16 protein-coding genes are annotated in these 16,049 nt (G+C 60.9%); 1 reads left to right on the top strand and 15 read right to left on the bottom strand.

Annotated features, from left to right (window positions below):
* The 15 genes from CGZ66_RS15520 to CGZ66_RS15590 form a co-directional block, all read right to left on the bottom strand.
* Nucleotides 1-525 (bottom strand): FGGY family carbohydrate kinase (locus CGZ66_RS15520; RefSeq protein ID WP_245331109.1); only part of this gene is annotated, 525 nt, incomplete at its 3' end.
* Between the two features lie 92 nt (nucleotides 526-617).
* Nucleotides 618-2,345, bottom strand: a complete 1,728-nt coding sequence (locus tag CGZ66_RS15525; protein WP_095085032.1) for an ABC transporter substrate-binding protein — start codon at nucleotides 2,343-2,345, stop codon at nucleotides 618-620.
* Between the two features lie 79 nt (nucleotides 2,346-2,424).
* Nucleotides 2,425-2,712 (bottom strand): DUF2160 domain-containing protein, encoded by a 288-nt coding sequence (locus tag CGZ66_RS15530; protein ID WP_095085033.1) that lies wholly within the window; start codon nucleotides 2,710-2,712, stop codon nucleotides 2,425-2,427.
* Between the two features lie 2 nt (nucleotides 2,713-2,714).
* A complete protein-coding gene (locus CGZ66_RS15535; RefSeq protein ID WP_095085034.1) occupies nucleotides 2,715-3,629 on the bottom strand; it encodes a carbohydrate ABC transporter permease in 915 nt (304 codons plus the stop codon).
* Between the two features lies 1 nt (nucleotide 3,630).
* Nucleotides 3,631-4,497, bottom strand: coding sequence for a carbohydrate ABC transporter permease (locus tag CGZ66_RS15540; RefSeq protein ID WP_095085035.1), 867 nt, complete (start codon nucleotides 4,495-4,497; stop codon nucleotides 3,631-3,633).
* Nucleotides 4,498-5,565 carry an ABC transporter ATP-binding protein gene (locus tag CGZ66_RS15545; RefSeq protein WP_095085036.1) on the bottom strand — a complete coding sequence of 356 codons (1,068 nt, stop codon included), beginning with the start codon at nucleotides 5,563-5,565 and terminating at the stop codon, nucleotides 4,498-4,500.
* A gap of 9 nt (nucleotides 5,566-5,574) precedes the next feature.
* On the bottom strand, nucleotides 5,575-6,654 hold the full coding sequence (locus CGZ66_RS15550) for an ABC transporter ATP-binding protein (RefSeq protein ID WP_095085037.1): 1,080 nt from the start codon (nucleotides 6,652-6,654) through the stop codon (nucleotides 5,575-5,577).
* Nucleotides 6,655-6,696: 42 nt separating this feature from the next.
* Complete coding sequence (gene glpD, locus CGZ66_RS15555; protein ID WP_095085038.1) at nucleotides 6,697-8,217, bottom strand: glycerol-3-phosphate dehydrogenase; 1,521 nt, start codon at nucleotides 8,215-8,217, stop codon at nucleotides 6,697-6,699.
* Nucleotides 8,218-8,343: 126 nt separating this feature from the next.
* A complete protein-coding gene (locus CGZ66_RS15560) occupies nucleotides 8,344-9,111 on the bottom strand; it encodes a DeoR/GlpR family DNA-binding transcription regulator (RefSeq protein WP_095085039.1) in 768 nt (255 codons plus the stop codon).
* Between the two features lie 127 nt (nucleotides 9,112-9,238).
* Nucleotides 9,239-10,651, bottom strand: coding sequence for a pyridoxal phosphate-dependent decarboxylase family protein (locus tag CGZ66_RS15565; RefSeq protein ID WP_095085145.1), 1,413 nt, complete (start codon nucleotides 10,649-10,651; stop codon nucleotides 9,239-9,241).
* A 109-nt stretch (nucleotides 10,652-10,760) separates the two neighbouring features.
* Nucleotides 10,761-11,492 (bottom strand): proteasome-type protease, encoded by a 732-nt coding sequence (locus tag CGZ66_RS15570; protein ID WP_095085040.1) that lies wholly within the window; start codon nucleotides 11,490-11,492, stop codon nucleotides 10,761-10,763.
* 156 nt (nucleotides 11,493-11,648) lie between these two features.
* The gene (locus CGZ66_RS15575; protein ID WP_095085041.1) at nucleotides 11,649-12,443 is read right to left on the bottom strand and encodes a transglutaminase family protein; all 795 of its coding nucleotides are present in this window, start codon (nucleotides 12,441-12,443) and stop codon (nucleotides 11,649-11,651) included.
* A gap of 52 nt (nucleotides 12,444-12,495) precedes the next feature.
* Complete coding sequence (locus CGZ66_RS15580; protein WP_095085042.1) at nucleotides 12,496-13,437, bottom strand: alpha-E domain-containing protein; 942 nt, start codon at nucleotides 13,435-13,437, stop codon at nucleotides 12,496-12,498.
* A 21-nt stretch (nucleotides 13,438-13,458) separates the two neighbouring features.
* Nucleotides 13,459-14,871, bottom strand: coding sequence for a circularly permuted type 2 ATP-grasp protein (locus tag CGZ66_RS15585; RefSeq protein WP_167392123.1), 1,413 nt, complete (start codon nucleotides 14,869-14,871; stop codon nucleotides 13,459-13,461).
* A gap of 272 nt (nucleotides 14,872-15,143) precedes the next feature.
* Nucleotides 15,144-15,380, bottom strand: a complete 237-nt coding sequence (locus tag CGZ66_RS15590) for an Lrp/AsnC family transcriptional regulator (protein WP_095085044.1) — start codon at nucleotides 15,378-15,380, stop codon at nucleotides 15,144-15,146.
* 241 nt (nucleotides 15,381-15,621) lie between these two features.
* Between CGZ66_RS15590 and CGZ66_RS15595 the strand changes: the two genes are divergently transcribed.
* A complete protein-coding gene (locus CGZ66_RS15595; protein ID WP_095085045.1) occupies nucleotides 15,622-16,041 on the top strand; it encodes a DUF4864 domain-containing protein in 420 nt (139 codons plus the stop codon).
* Nucleotides 16,042-16,049: the final 8 nt, after the last annotated feature.

The following is a 16,049-nucleotide window of genomic DNA, read 5'->3' on the forward strand; positions in this document are numbered from 1 at the left end:
GCCGCCGGTCAGCCGCCAGATCAGGAAGCTGTCGATGGTGCCGGCCAACAATTCGCCCTTCTCGGCGCGTTTTCTCGCGCCTTTCACCTTGTCGAGCATCCAGGCGATCTTGGTGCCTGAGAAATAGGGATCGAGCAGCAGGCCGGTCTTTCTGGTGAATTTCTTCTCAAGTCCCTGCTTCTTGAGCTTCTGGCAGAGCGGCGCGGTGCGCCGGTCCTGCCAGACGATGGCATTGTGGATCGGCTTGCCGGTCGCCCTGCCCCAGATGACGACGGTTTCGCGCTGATTGGTGATGCCGATAGCCGCGACATCCGAAGCGGCGAGGCCCGCTTTCTTCAGCGCAGCCTTTACCGTCGTCACGACGCTCGCCCAGATTTCCTCCGGATCGTGCTCGACCCAGCCGGACGCGGGATAATGCTGGGCAAATTCCTTCTGCCCGCTGCCGACGACCTTCATCTGACCATCGAACAGGATTGCCCTGGTCGATGTCGTTCCCTGGTCGATTGCCAGCACAAAACCGCTCATCCAGATGTCCTCCGCCTTGATACAAACAGGGGAGACGGCAACATGCCGCCTCCCCCAAGTCACACGGGCGCGAACGCCCGCATAGGACAGTCCTACTTCTGCCAGCTCTTCACCAGTTCGTCGTAGTTGATGGTGATCGGCTTTTCCTTCTCGTTCTCGATCTTGAGCTGAGGCGCGAGATTGCCGTTCTTGACCGCGTCGGCGTTCCAGTAGGCCAGGTCATGCTCTTCGGCCATCTTTGGGCCGATATCGCCCTGGACGCCCGACTTCTCGATGCGGCTCATCACCTTCTCCTGCTCGCCGCAGAGCGAGTCCATCGCTTCCTGCGCGGTCTTGGCACCCGACGACGCATCGCCGATCGCCTGCCACCAGAGCTGTGCCAACTTCGGATAGTCAGGCACGTTGGTGCCGGTCGGCGACCACTGGACGCGGGCCGGCGAGCGATAGAACTCGATCAAGCCGCCGAGTTTCGGCGCACGCTCGGTGAAGCTCTTGTCGTGGATCGTGCTCTCGCGGATGAAGGTCAAGCCGACATGGCTCTTCTTCACGTCCACGGTCTTCGAGGTGACGAACTGCGCATAGAGCCAGGCGGCCTTGGCGCGGTCGGTCGGCGTCGACTTCATCAACGTCCAGGAACCGACGTCCTGATAGCCGAGCTTCATGCCGTCCTTCCAGTAGACGCCGTGCGGCGACGGTGCCATGCGCCATTTCGGCGTCCCGTCGTCGTTCAGCACCGCCTTGGCGCTGGCGTCGACCATCGACGCGGTGAAGGCGGTGTACCAGAAGATCTGCTGGGCAACCGCACCTTGTGCCGGCACCGGTCCGGATTCAGAGAACGTCATGCCCTGGGCTTCCGCCGGGGCGTAGGCCTTCAGCCAGTCGAGGTATTTCTGAATCGAGTAGACAGCGGCCGGGCCGTTGGTGTCACCACCGCGTGCCGTGCAGGAGCCGACAGGCCGCGAATTCGCGTCGACCTTGATGCCCCATTCGTCGACCGGCAGACCGTTCGGAATGCCCTTGTCGCCATTGCCGGCCATCGACAGCCAGGCGTCGGTGAACCGCCAGCCGAGCGACGGGTCCTTCTTGCCGTAGTCCATGTGGCCATAGACCTTCTTGCCGTCGATCTCGCGGCCGGTGAAGAATTCGGCGATGTCCTCATAGGCCGACCAGTTGACCGGCACGCCGAGGTCGTAGCCGTACTTGGCCTTGAAGTCGGCCTTGTTCTTCTCGTCGTTGAACCAGTCGTAACGGAACCAGTAGAGGTTGGCGAACTGCTGGTCGGGAAGCTGGTAGAGCTTCTTGTCGGGCGCCGTCGTGAACGAGGTGCCGATGAAGTCCTTCAGGTCGAGGTTCGGGTTGGTGACATCCTTGCCGTCGCCCGCCATCCAGTCGGTCAGGTTGCGCACCTGCTGGTAGCGCCAGTGGGTGCCGATCAGATCGGAATCGTTGACCCAGCCATCATAGAGGTTCTGGCCAGTCTGCATCTGGGTCTGGATCTTCTCGACGACGTCGCCTTCCTGGATGACGTCGTGCGTGATCTTGATGCCGGTGATGGCGGTAAAGGCCGGCGCCAGCACCTGCGATTCATACTGGTGTGTGGCGATGGTTTCGGAGACGACCTTGATGTCCATGCCGGCGAACGGCTTGGCTGCGTCAATAAACCACTGCATTTCGGCTTCCTGGTCGGCGCGCGAAAGCGTCGAGAGCGGACCTATCTCCTTGTCCAGAAAGGCTTTTGCCTCGTCCATCCCGGCGTAGGCGTTGCCCACGCCGAGCAATAGGACAAGGGCAGTCGTTGATGTTAAAAATTGCCGTCGCATAAGTTTCCTCCACTGTTTCAGGTTTCAAGTGCGATCTGGAGCGGCCGCCGGCACGCGGTCGCTCCAACAGTTTCCCCCTCTATACGTAGCGGAACACGCCGATGGCGTAGACCACGGAGAGAGCGAGAGCCCACCAGAGGCTGGGTCCGACAAGACCCAGCCAAGCGAGATGGATAAAGGCGCTGCCGAGCAGCGATAGGAAAAGACGGTCGCCGCGCGTCGTCTCGAAGCGCAGGATGCCAACGCGCGGATTGCCGCCCGGCGAGGCGTATTCCCACACCGCCATGCCGCACAGCAGCAGAAGAATGGTTGCGAAGAAGGCCGCCGTCGGCCACGTCCACGCCATCCAGGAGAGGTCGAAGTTCATTGTCATACCCTCCCCAGGGCGAAGCCCTTGGCGATATAGTTGCGCACGAACCAGATGACGAGCGCACCGGGGATCAGTGTCAGCACGCCAGCTGCGGCGAGCAGACCCCAATCCATGCCGGCGGCCGAAACCGTGCGGGTCATGGTGGCGGCGATCGGCTTGGCATAGGTGGTCGTCAGGGTGCGGGCGATCAGCAGTTCCACCCATGAGAACATGAAGCAGAAGAAGCAGGCCACACCGATGCCGCTGGCGATCAGCGGCATGAAGATCTTGATGAAGAAACGCGGGAACGAATAGCCATCGATATAGGCGGTCTCGTCGATTTCCTTCGGCACGCCCGACATGAAGCCTTCGAGGATCCACACCGCCAAAGGCACGTTGAACAGGCAGTGTGCCAGCGCCACCGCGATATGGGTGTCGATCAGGCCGAAGGCCGAGTAGAGCTGGAAGAACGGCAGCGCGAACACCGCCGGCGGCGCCATGCGGTTGGTCAAAAGCCAAAAGAACAGATGCTTGTCGCCGAGGAAGCGGTAGCGAGAGAAGGCGTAGGCCGCCGGCAAGGCCGCGGTCACCGAAATCACCATGTTCATCACCACATAGGTGATCGAATTGATGTAGCCCGAATACCAGGATGCATCGGTGAAGATGGTGACGTAGTTGGCGATTGTCGGCGCGTGTGGATAGAGCGTCAGCGAGGAGACGATCTCGGCATTGGTCTTGAAGCTCATGTTGATGAGCCAGTAGATCGGCAGCAGGAGAATGATGATGTAGATCGTCGGCACGAGCCACCACCAGCGCGATTCCTCGCCGCGACGCCGCATCAGCCGGGCGACCTCATCCTGCGACAGCGTGCTGGCCAGTTCTCCCGAAGCTGTCGTCTCGCTCACTCTGTTCGCTCTTTCGTTGGCGCCGCTCATCTCAGCGCTCCGCGTCGTAATTGGTCATCACGGTGTAGAACACCCATGACAACAACAGGATGATAAGGAAGTAGACGAGCGACATGGCGGCAGCCGGACCAAGGTCGAATTGGCCGAGCGCGGTCTTGACGAGGTCGATCGACAGGAACGTCGTCGAATTGCCGGGACCGCCGCCGGTGACGACGAAAGGCTCGGTGTAGATCATGAAACTATCCATGAAACGCAGCAGCACGGCGATCAAAAGCACACGCTGCATCTTCGGCAGCTGGATGTAGCGGAACACCGCCCAGCGCGAAGCGCCGTCGATCTTGGCCGCCTGGTAGAAGGCATCGGGAATGGAGACCAGACCGGCATAGCAGAGCAGCACGACCAGGCTCGTCCAGTGCCAGACATCCATGATGATGATGGTGACCCAGGCGTCGAACGGATCCTGGACGTAGTTGAAGTCGATGCCGAGCGCGTTGACGTAGTAGCCAAGCAGGCCGATGTCGTTGCGGCCGAAGACCTGCCAGATGGTGCCGACCACGTTCCACGGGATCAGCAGCGGCAGCGCCATCAGCACCAGGCAGACCGGCACGCCCCAGCCCTTTTTCGGCATGTTGAGCGCGATGAAGATGCCGAGCGGCACTTGGATGGTCAGAATGATGAAGGAGAAGATCAGATTGCGGACCATCGCTTCCCAGAAGCGGCTGGAGGACAGCAATTCCTCGAACCATTCGGTGCCGGCCCAGAAGAAGACATTGTTGCCGAACGTGTCCTGCACCGAATAGTTGACGACCGTCATCAACGGAATGACAGCCGAGAACGCCACCAGCACCAACACCGGCAGCACCAGGAACCAGGCCTTGTTGTTCCAGGTCTTTTCCATCTATGCCCCCATCTCGACGCGCCAGGAATCGGCATAGATGTTGATGCCGGCCGGATCGAACCGGACTTTCGGTTCGGCGGGTACGCTCTCGTCCTCGCCGATGACCGCCGCGATGTCGCGGCCTTCCAGCTTGGCGCGAACCACCTTGTGGCGTCCGACATCCTCGACTTTGCTGATCGAGACGGCCATGCCGTCGCGGCCGAGCCGCACATATTCGGGACGGATGCCAAGCTCGATGGCGCCGCTGCCTGCCTTCGGCGCGCCCGGCAGTTCGATCCGCTGCGAGCCGAGTGTTGCCGTCTTGCCGTCGATTGCCACCGGCATGACGTTCATGCCGGGCGAGCCGATAAAATAACCGACAAAAGTGTGGCGCGGCCGCTCAAACAGTTCCGCCGGCGTGCCGATCTGCACGATGCCGCCGTCATACATCACCACAACCTGATCGGCGAAGGTCAGCGCCTCGGTCTGGTCGTGGGTGACGTAGACCATGGTGTAGCCGAAACGGCGGTGCAGCTGCTTCAGCTGTGAGCGCAGCACCCATTTCATGTGCGGGTCGATGACGGTCAGCGGCTCGTCGAACAGGATGGCGTTGACGTCGGAGCGCACCAGTCCACGGCCAAGCGAAATCTTCTGCTTCTGGTCAGCGGTCAGGCCCCTCGCCTTCTTCTTTGCCCAGGACGCCAGATCGATCATCTCCAGCGTCTCGCGCACCTTGCGGTCGACATCGGCTTCCGGCACGCCGCGATTGCGCAGGGGAAAGGCCAGATTGTCGTAGACGGTCATGGTGTCGTAGATGACCGGAAACTGGAACACCTGCGCGATGTTGCGCTCCTGTGTCGACAGGTTGGTCACGTCCTTGCCGTTGAACAGCAACTGGCCATGCGAGGGATGAAGCAGGCCTGAAATGATGTTGAGCAGCGTGGTCTTGCCGCAACCGGAAGGACCGAGCAGCGCATAGGCGCCGCCATCCTCAAACGTGTGATGCACTTCGCGCAGTGCGAAATCGGCATCCGTCCGCGGGTTCGGCAGATAGGAATGCCTGACATGATTGACGTCGATGCGCGCCATATCGCTCTCCTATGCCGCCAGCTTCGGCGCGCTGACGGCGCGGCCGTGCTCGTCGAAAACCATGATGTGGCGCGGATCGATGAACACCTCGACCACCTCGTCGGGCTCGAAATGGCGGATGCCGTGGGTCAGCATCACCCAGCGCACATCTGCGAAATCGAGATGGATGAAGCTCTCCGACCCGGTGATTTCAGTGATCGTGACCTTTGCACGCACCGGCACGGCCAAGGCATTGGGCCGTTCGAGCGACAGATGATGCGGCTGGAAGCCGATCGTATAGTTGGCGTCGGCAATGCCCGAGAGCTCGGCCGGCACCGGCAGTTTCACGCCGCCGTCGAGCAGGAAATCCGGGCCCTTCTTGGCGAGCACGATGGTGTTGAGCGGCGGATCGGCGAAGGTCCTTGCCGTCACCAGATCGGCCGGCTTGCGGAACACCTCGATGGTCGGGCCAAACTGGGTGATGCGTCCTTCGGAAAGTGTCGCCGTATTGCCGCCGAGCAGCAGCGCTTCATGCGGCTCGGTCGTGGCATAGACGAAGATGGTGCCGGCGGCAGCGAAGATCTTCGGCAGTTCAGCGCGCAATTCCTCGCGCAATTTGTAGTCGAGATTGGCAAGCGGCTCATCGAGCAGCACCAGGCTGGCATTCTTGACGATGGCGCGCGCCAGAGCGGTGCGCTGCTGCTGCCCGCCCGACAGGCTGAGCGGCGTGCGGTCGAGATAGGGCGTCAGCTTGAGCAGGGCCGCGGCATTGCGCACTTCCTTGTCGATCTTGGCCTGCTCGGTGCCGGCCACCCGCAGCGGCGAGGCGATGTTCTCATAGACGGTCATCGCCGGATAGTTGATGAACTGCTGGTAGACCATGGCGATCTTGCGCTTTTGCACCGGCACGCCGGTGACGTTCTGGCCGTCGAACCAGACCGAGCCGGAGGTCGGCACATCGAGACCCGCCATCAGCCGCATCAGGCTGGTCTTGCCCGAAAGCGTGGGCCCAAGCAGGACGTTGAGCGAGCCATGCTGAAGCGTCAGCGACACGTCGCGGATATGCTCGGCCGCACCGACCGTCTTGGTGACGTTTCTCAGTTCCAGCATGACGCCTCCTCCCAGGCTTTCCGCATCAGCTCAAACCCCTCTTCATTCGGCAGCTGCGACATGCCGCCGGCTTATGCCGCGCATGAATTCATCGAGCGATGCCACCTGCTCGCGGCTAAGGTGCAGGCCGCGCTTGGTCCTGCGCCATAACACATCCTCGGCGGTGACCGCCCATTCGTTCTCAACGAGGTAGCGTATCTCGGCCTCGTAGAGATCGGCACCGAAATTGCGGCCGAGATCGGCATTCGACTTGGCCAGGCCCAGCAGAACCTGCGCCCGCGTCCCGTAAAGCCGGGTCAGCCTGCGGGCCAGGCGTGCGTCGAGGAAGGGATAGGCCGACTTCAGCTTCGTCACTTGCGCGTCGAAGCCGGTGGCCGGGAAATCTCCACCCGGCAGTGGCGCGTTTGCCGTCCATGGCTTGCCGCGCTTGCCGAGGAAGCCCTCGATCTTTTCCAACATCGATTCCGACAACCGGCGATAGGTGGTGATCTTGCCGCCGAACGCATTGACGACCGGCGCAGCGCCCTCGCCACCATCGGCCTTGATCACATAGTCGCGCGTCGCTTCCTGCGCCTTCGAAGCGCCGTCATCGTAGAGGGGACGGACGGCCGAATAGGTCCAGACGATGTCCTGGCGCTTGACCGGTTGCGCGAAATATTCGCTTGCCGCGGCACAGAGATAGTCGATCTCGGTGTCGCTGATTTTCACGTCATGCGGGTCGCCGGGATAGTCCTGGTCGGTGGTGCCGATCAAGGTGAACTCTTCCTCGTAGGGAATGGCGAAGATGATGCGGCCATCCTTGTTCTGGAAGAAATAGGCGCGCGGATCGTCGAATTTCTTGGCGATGACGATGTGGCTGCCCTGCACGAGGCGGACATTGTGCACATCGTTGAGGCCGACCACGCCGGACAACACATGATCGACCCAGGGTCCGGCGGCATTGACCAGCAGCCTTGCCTTGATCTCCTCGGTCTCGCCGGTTTGCAGGTTCTCGATCTTGATCGTCCACAACCCATTTTCGCGGCGTGCTTCGACCACTTTCGTACGGGTGCGGATGGTTGCGCCGCGATCGGCGGCATCACGCGCGTTCAGCGCCACCAGCCGCGCATCATTGACCCAGCCATCCGAATATTCGAAGGCCCTTTTGAACAGCGGCTTCAGGGGTTTGCCGGCCGGATCCCTGGTCATGTCCAGCGTCCTGGTCGCCGGCAGCAATTTGCGCCCGCCAATGTGATCGTAGAGAAAGAGGCCAAGCCTTATCAACCAGGCCGGACGCAAGCCCTTGGCATAGGGCAGCACGAAGCGCATCGGCCAGATGATATGCGGCGCGTTCTTCCACAGAACCTCGCGCTCCATCAGCGCCTCGCGCACCAGGCGGAATTCATAGAATTCGAGGTAGCGCAGGCCGCCATGGATCAACTTGGTCGAGCCTGACGAGGTCCCGCTGGCGAGGTCGCTCATCTCGGCGAGAAACACGGAAAAGCCACGCCCGACGGCATCGCGGGCAATGCCGCAACCATTGATGCCGCCACCGATGACGAAGATGTCCCGGATTGCGTCCAAAAAGCCCTCCCGCGATTTCGCATTGCAGCATTTTTAGGTTTTTACGAAACCGTATCGGGATTATTTCGAAATAAGAACGAATGTCAAACGAAATATCACGGGTGCGTGATGATATGCCGATGCCGCTTAGCCGAGCGACGTCTCGATCAATTGAACCTCGGCCTCCTGGCAAATCTTGCGCACTGACGGAATGTCGCAACGGTCGGTGATGAAGGTGTTGACTTGCGACAGATGTCCGATGCGGACCGGCGCGGTGCGCTCGAATTTGGTCTGGTCGGAAACCAGGATGACATGACGCGCATTGGCGATGATCGCCTGCGCCACCTTGACCTCGCGGAAATCGAAGTCGAGCAAGGCGCCATCATGGTCGATGGCCGATGCGCCGATCACCGCATAATCGACCTTGAACTGCCGGATGAAATCGACCGCGGCTTCGCCGACCACGCCGCCATCGGAACCGCGCACAACCCCACCGGCGATCACCACCTCGATCGAGGGATATATGCGCATCCTGTTGGCAACATTGATGTTGTTGGTGATGACCATCAGCCCGTTGTGATCGAGCAGCGCCTTGCTGACCGACTCCGTCGTGGTGCCGATGTTGATGAACAGCGAGGCATTGTCGGGGATCAGTCTGGCTGCCGCGCGGCCGATCGCCTCCTTCTCGTCGGCGGCGATCTTGCGCCTGGCCTCATACTCCATGTTCTCGATGCCGGAGGGGAACAACGCACCACCATGGATGCGCGAAAGCAGCCGCTGATCGCACAGGTCGTTGAGATCCTTGCGTATGGTCTGCGGCGTCACATTGAAGTGGGTGGCCAGATCGTCGACCAGCACGCGACCATGATCCTTGGCCATCTGGATGATTTCGGCATGGCGTGGCGACAGATACATGGACAACCTCCCGTTTTCGTTTTTCTTGTCTATAGTCGAAAACGAAAGCAATGAAAAGGCATAAGCCGGCTAATAGAATTTACCTGATCGCAAAGCCAAAGCTGTACGCAACCTCATCAAGGCAGATTCAGCCCATGCCGCGCGCGATTTCGGCGATGACGACGAAGGCGGCATCGACATCGCCGGCAGTCGCCTCGAACTGTCCGACCTGGAACCGGATCGCCACTCGTCCGTCGACTCTCGTCTGCGTCAGGTAGATGCGGCCATCGTCGTTGATCGCATTGACCAGCCGCAGATTGTGCTCGTCCGCGTCGGCGCCGGTGGCAGCCTTGTGCCGGAACGAAAACAGCGACAGCATCGGTTCGCTGACGATCTCGAAATCCGCCTCCTTTGCCAGCCGCGCGGCAAGGCCTTCGCTCCAGGCGACATGGTTGCGGATCATCGTTCGCAGGCTTTCCAGCCCATGCGCGCGCAGCAGGAACCACAATTTCAATGCGCGGAACCGCCGGCCGAGCGGCACCGACCACTCGGAATAATTGATGATGCCGTCATGGCCATGGGTCTTCAGGTAATCCGGCTTGATGGCCAGCGTCCGCACATGGCTTTCGGGATCGCGCAGGAACTGGATCGAGCAATCGAACTGCGCACCGAGCCATTTGTGGGGATTGAAGACAACGGAATCCGCCGCTTCGACACCGCTCCAGAAATGCCGGTATTCCGGGCAGATCATTGCCGAGCCGGCCCAGGCCGCGTCGACATGAAGGTAAAGGCCATGGCGCCGCGCCACCCCCGCAACCGCCGCGATGTCGTCGGTGCCACCCGTGCTTGTGCCACCAACGCAAGCGATGATGCCGGCCGGCAGCATGCCGGCTTCCCGGTCGGCAATGATTGCCGCCTCGAGCGCAGCCGTGTTCATGGCGCGAAAGCGGCCACCGACGGGAATGCGCACGAGATTGTCCTCGCCGATACCAGACACCCAGATCGCCCGGTCGATCGAGGTGTGCACCTGGTCGGAGGAATAGATGCGCAACCGCGCCTGCCCCGCCAGTCCCTTTTTGTTGCCTTGCCAGTCGAGCGCGCGCTCGCGCATGGTCAGCACCGCGGCCAGTGTTGCCGAGGAGGCCGAATCCTGGATCACGCCCGAGAAACCTTCCGGCAGGCCAAGCGCTTGGCGCATCCAGTCGACGGTGCGCGTTTCGAGCTCGGTCGCCGCCGGAGAGGTCTGCCACAGCATGCACTGCGCGGCCATCGCCGAGACCAGATATTCCGCCACCACCGAGACCGGCGCCGCATTGGCCGGGAAATAGGCGAAGAAACGCGGATGCTGCCAATGCGTCATCCCCGGCAGGATCTTCCCTTCGAAGTCGGCGAAAATCCTGTCCATCGGTTCGGCGTCTTCGGGCGGCGAAGCCTCTATGCTCCTGAAAATATCGCCCGGCTCGACCAGCGGTCGCACCGGGCGGTCGCGCAAAGTGTTGCGGTAGTCGGCGCCCCAGTCGGCGGCGCGCCGCGACCATTGCCGGAAATCATCGTTGTTCATCGTGTCCTCCCGACAGGATTCCTCGCCGCCGCCCGTCACGGCTGGCTCTTCAAGGCTCGACATTATTTAACATGTGAAATATATGCAACGGCCATCTGGCGCCGCGCGCCTACCCCGGGAAATCGGGCAGGCTGGCAAAAGCTGTCTTCAGCGCATTCGACCAGCCATCCGAGATCGTGCGGTAATACTGGTCGTCCTGACCGATCCGTTTCTTCAGCCCCACCTTGAAAGTGTCCTTCTCCAGGAAAAGCAGGTCGAGCGGCAAGCCGACAGACAGGTTCGACTTCAGTGTCGAATCGAACGACACCAGAAGCAGCTTCACCGTCTCTGCAAGGCTCATCGTCTTTTCGTAGGCGCGGATAATGATCGGCTTGCCATATTTGGTCTCGCCGATCTGGAAGAACGGCGTGTCGTCGGTCGATTCGATGAAATTGCCTTCGGGATAGATCATGAACAGGCGCGGTTCGCTGCCCTTGATCTGGCCGCCGAGGATGAACGAGGCATTGAAGTAGGAATCCGCTTTCTCGCCCGCGGGTGATGAGCTGGCGATGACCTCCTTCACCGTATCGCCGACCAGCCGCACCGTCTGATACATCGACGGCGTCTCCAAAAGCGTGGCGTGACGATCGGCGATTGCCTTGGTGCGTTCGTCGAGCAGGCTGACCACTGCCTGGGTCGTCGCTAGGTTGCCGGCTGACATCAGCACGATGACGCGCTCTCCCGGCTGCTCCCAGACATGCATCTTGCGGAAGGTGGAAATCGAATCCATACCGGCATTAGTGCGCGTGTCCGACATGAACACGAGCCCGCGATCAATCTTCAGGCCGACGCAATAGGTCATGGAATCTCTTCTAGAGCGATTCATCGTTTCACGGAAACGCAGAACCGCTCTATCTCCTTGTTTCGACGCAATTCCCAAGGGAAAGCGCTATCCGCTTTTCCCGGGAAAACCGTTTCACGCTTTTCCTGGAATTGCTCCGGCGGCAATCCTGGCGGATTACTGCTCCACCGTGACGGTGACCGCAAGCTGTTCTTCCGCCTGTCCCAGCCGAATTCCCGACACCGGCGTGGCGTCGCGATAGTCGCGGCCGGTTGCCACTTTTACATAGCGCTCGTCTGGAGAGATGCCGTTTGCGGCATCGAAGGCGACCCATCCCAGACCTGCAACATGCGCTTCGGCCCAGGCATGGCTTGCGGCTTGCTCGACGGCGGCATCCAGCATCAGATACCCGCTGATATAGCGGGCAGGAAAGCCCATGGCGCGCGCCGCGGCGGCAAAGATATGGGTGTGATCCTGGCAGACACCGGTCTTCAGCGCCAAGGCGTCCTCCGCCGGCGTCGCCGCATTGGTGGTGCCGGGCGTGTAGGCAACGCGATCGCCGATGACAGCCATCAGTCGGTGCAGCCTTTCGATGTCGGTGCCCTTACCGACGGATGCGGCGAGCTCGCGAACACCGCTGCCGATAGCAGTCAAGGGCGTTTCATGGCTGTACAGCCAGAGCGGCGTAAAACCCTGGTGTGGTCCGGAGACGCCCGCAGTGTCGCGCGTCACCACTTCGCCGGCCGCTTCCACGGTGATGAAGTCGCGCTCGCCCTCGACGCTCAACAGCCTGGTGTCGTTGCCGAAATGGTCGACAAAGCGAACCTCCTCGCGCGCACCCTCGATGGCCAGTGCCCAGGACAAAACGGTCTGCGTCGATCCGCTGACCGGAAGCAGTCGCAGCCGCTGCAGCAGATAGTGCACCGGTGCATCGTAGCGGTATTCGGTCCTGTGGGTGATCTTCAGCCGCATGCACTATGTCCCGCTTGTGAGCATGCTCTTGTCCCACTTTTCGCGATCATGCTCAATTGAACCGGTAGTCCTGCGCGATCTCGTCGCCGAGCCTGGTGTTGTCGCGAATGAAATTGGCCAGGAATTCATGCAGGCCGGCGTCGAATATGTCCTTGATCGACCCGGCTCTCAGCATGGCCTGCGTCTTGTCGGCGGTCGCATGGCAGGCATGACGCTCGCCGTAGTCGTCGCCGAGGAATTTCAGATGTTCGGCCAGGAAGCGGTAGCAGAAGGTCAGCGAACGCGGCATGCGGACATTGAGGATCAGATAGTCGGCAATGTTGGTCGGCTTGTAGTCTGCGTCATAGACCCAGCGGTAGGAGCGGTGCGCCGACACCGAGCGCAGGATCGATTCCCATTGGTAGTTGTCGAGTGTCGAGCCGACCCACGAGATCGAGGGCAACAGCACATAGTATTTCACGTCGAGGATGCGCGCCGTGTTGTCGGCGCGCTCGACATAGGTGCCGAGCTGCGAGAAATCGAAGATCTCGTTGCGCAGCATGGTGCCGTAGAACGAGCCGCGGATCAGCGCCGTCTCGCGCTTGATCGCATCGAGCACGCTCGGCAGGTCGCGCTCGTCGATCGGCCTTGCCAGCATCCGCTTCAGCGACATCCAGGCTTCGTTGATACTTTCCCACGTCTCGCGCGTCAGCGCGGTGCGCACCATGCGGGCATTGTTGCGGGCCGTCTCGATCGCCGCCATCGTGCTCGACGGGTTCGACGTGTCGCGCAACAGGAAGTCGGCGACATTGGCGGCAGTATAATCCTGGTATTTCTGCGTGAAGGCGACGTCGGAGCCGGCGCTGAGCAGCACCGAATTCCATTCCTCCGAGGCGCTCTGGGTGCGGGTCAGCGCCATGCGCAGCCCGGCATCGACAAGGCGCGCCATGTTTTCGGCCCGCTCGATATAGCGGTTCATCCAATAGAGCCCGTTGGCGGTGCGGCCTAAAAGCATCAAAAACCCTTCAAGTGAAAATCAATCATCCAGCACCCACGTATCCTTGGTGCCGCCGCCTTGCGAGGAATTGACGACCAGCGACCCTTCCTTCAGCGCGACGCGCGTCAACCCTCCGGGCACGATCTGGATGCGGTCGGAAACCAGCACATAGGGTCTGAGATCGACGTGACGCGGCGCCAGGCCCTTGTCGGTCAGGATCGGACACGTCGACAGCGCCAGCGTCGGCTGGGCGATGTAGTTCGACGGTTTTGCCGCGAGTTTCTTGGAAAAATCCTCGCACTCCTTCTTGGTCGCCGCCGGCCCGACCAGCATACCGTAGCCGCCGGAGCCGTGGACCTCCTTGATCACCAGTTCGTCGATGTGCTCGAGCACGTATTTCAGGCTGTCCGGCTCCGAGCACCGCCAGGTCGGAATGTTGCCGAGTATCGCCTTGCGGCCGGTGTAGAATTCGACGATCTCGGGCATGTAGGAGTAGATCGCCTTGTCGTCGGCAATGCCGGTTCCCGGCGCATTGGCAATGGTGATGTTTCCGGCACGGTAGACGTCCATGATGCCGGGTATGCCAAGTGCGGAGTCCGGCCGGAAGGTCAGTGGATCGAGGAAAGAATCGTCGACGCGGCGGTAAAGCACATCGATCTGCTTGTAGCCTTCGGTGGTGCGCATCGCGACGTGGCCGTCTACAACGCGCAGATCCTGACCTTCGACAAGCTGCACGCCCATCTGGTCGGCAAGGAAGGCGTGTTCGAAATAGGCGGAGTTGAAGCTGCCGGGCGTCAGCACGGCGATCGTCGGCGTGCCCTTGGTGCTCTGCGGCCGCACCGCCGCCAGCGACTGCCGCAGGAGCTGCGGATAGTTTTCCACCGGCCGCACCTTGATCTTCTGGAACAGCTCGGGGAACAGCTGCATCATCGTCTCGCGGTTCTCCAGCATGTAGGAGACACCCGACGGCGTGCGCGCATTGTCCTCCAGCACGTAGAATTCGTCCTCGCTGATGCGGACGATATCGACGCCGATGATGTGGGTGTAGACGCCGGCTGGCGGCCTGACCCCGATCATTTCCGGCAAGAACGCTTCGTTCTTGGCGATCAATTCCCTGGGAACGCGCCCTGCCCGCAGAATCTCCTGGCGATGGTAGATATCGTCGAGGAAGGCATTCAGCGCCTGCACGCGCTGTTCGATGCCTTGCGTCAGGCGCCGCCATTCATTGCCCGAGATGATGCGGGGAACGATGTCGAACGGGATCAGCCGCTCGGAAGCTTCCTGCTCGCCATAGACGGCGAAGGTGATGCCGGTCTTGCGGAAGACGCGTTCGGCGTCCTGCATCTTCTCGGTAAGCCTGGCCGGATCCTGCTCCTTCAGCCAGCGATCATAAGCCGAATACGGTCTTCTCAATCCGGAGACTTCCGGAAGCATTTCATCGAACGCTGCCAATCGCATACTCCCCTGTGACACCATTTCACTGGCGTCGCCGGAGAAAATCAAGCGCAATCGGTGATTTGAGGGAGTTGGACGACCAGTATGTGGCGGCTGCCCAAAATTAAGGCAGCTGAAATACGCCCTTGGTCAGGCTTTGCCTCGTGGCCGGGCAGGCGCGTTCCGAAGCTGAAGCGTGATCCCAAAGAGTCGAATCCAGCTTAGGAGAAGGTCATGCTCAAACACTGAGATAGAACCCCATCCCGATTCTATCGGGGATGGAACGGGCTCTAGAAGGCGCGGAACGTGACGACGGTGAAAGTGTCCTTGATCCCGGGGAGAATCTGCACCTTCTCGTTGACGAAATGGCCCACATCTTCCTCGTCGTCGACGTAGAATTTGGCGAGCAGATCGTAGTTGCCGGCGGTCGAGTAGATTTCCGAGGCGATCTCGGCATCGGCAAGCGCGCTGGCAACCTCATAGGATTTGCCAAGCTCGCATTTGATCTGCACGAAAAACGCCCTCATGGCTTCGTCCCTAAACGTCCAAGTCCAAGCGGCCCTTCTGACAGACTGGAGGCGGGCTTTCAAGCGCCGGATGAATGCTCAGCCGGCTCGGGCCCGGGCCAAGACTTCCCGCAGCGCGCGCGGGGCGACACGAATGTTCGCAACCGATGAAACCGTGAAGCGCCACCATGCGTATGTTAAAATGCCTCTTGGAACAATTTTGGGGGGAGGCAGCTTTAGCAAGGGGCAACGGAGACAGGCCATGCGCCGTATGTTTTTCGCATTTGCGTTCGTTCCACTCGTCCTGGCGTCGTCTGCGCTTGCCGGCGATGCCGAGGTCAAGGCGGCGCAAGCCGCCATCGACGGCCAGTTGAAAGCCTTCATCGCCAATGACGGCGCCGCCGCCTATAGCTTCGCCGCACCCAACGTGAAGCAGATCTTCCCGACCGTCGACACCTTCATGAACATGGTGACCAACGGCTACGCGCCGGTACGCAACCCACAGACCTATTCTTTTGGCAAGGTCGAGGAGACGAGCCCGACATCGATCGTCCAACAGGTGCTGATCGTTGGCCCCGACGGCAAGGATTACGAGGCTGTCTACACGCTGCAGCAACAGCCCGACGGCACATTCCAGATCACCGGCTGCAGCCTGCGCGCGTCGAATTCGCTAAGCACCTGAGACAGCCG

The sequence above is a fragment of the Mesorhizobium sophorae genome (assembly GCF_002270415.1).
Classification (GTDB): domain Bacteria; phylum Pseudomonadota; class Alphaproteobacteria; order Rhizobiales; family Rhizobiaceae; genus Mesorhizobium; species Mesorhizobium sophorae.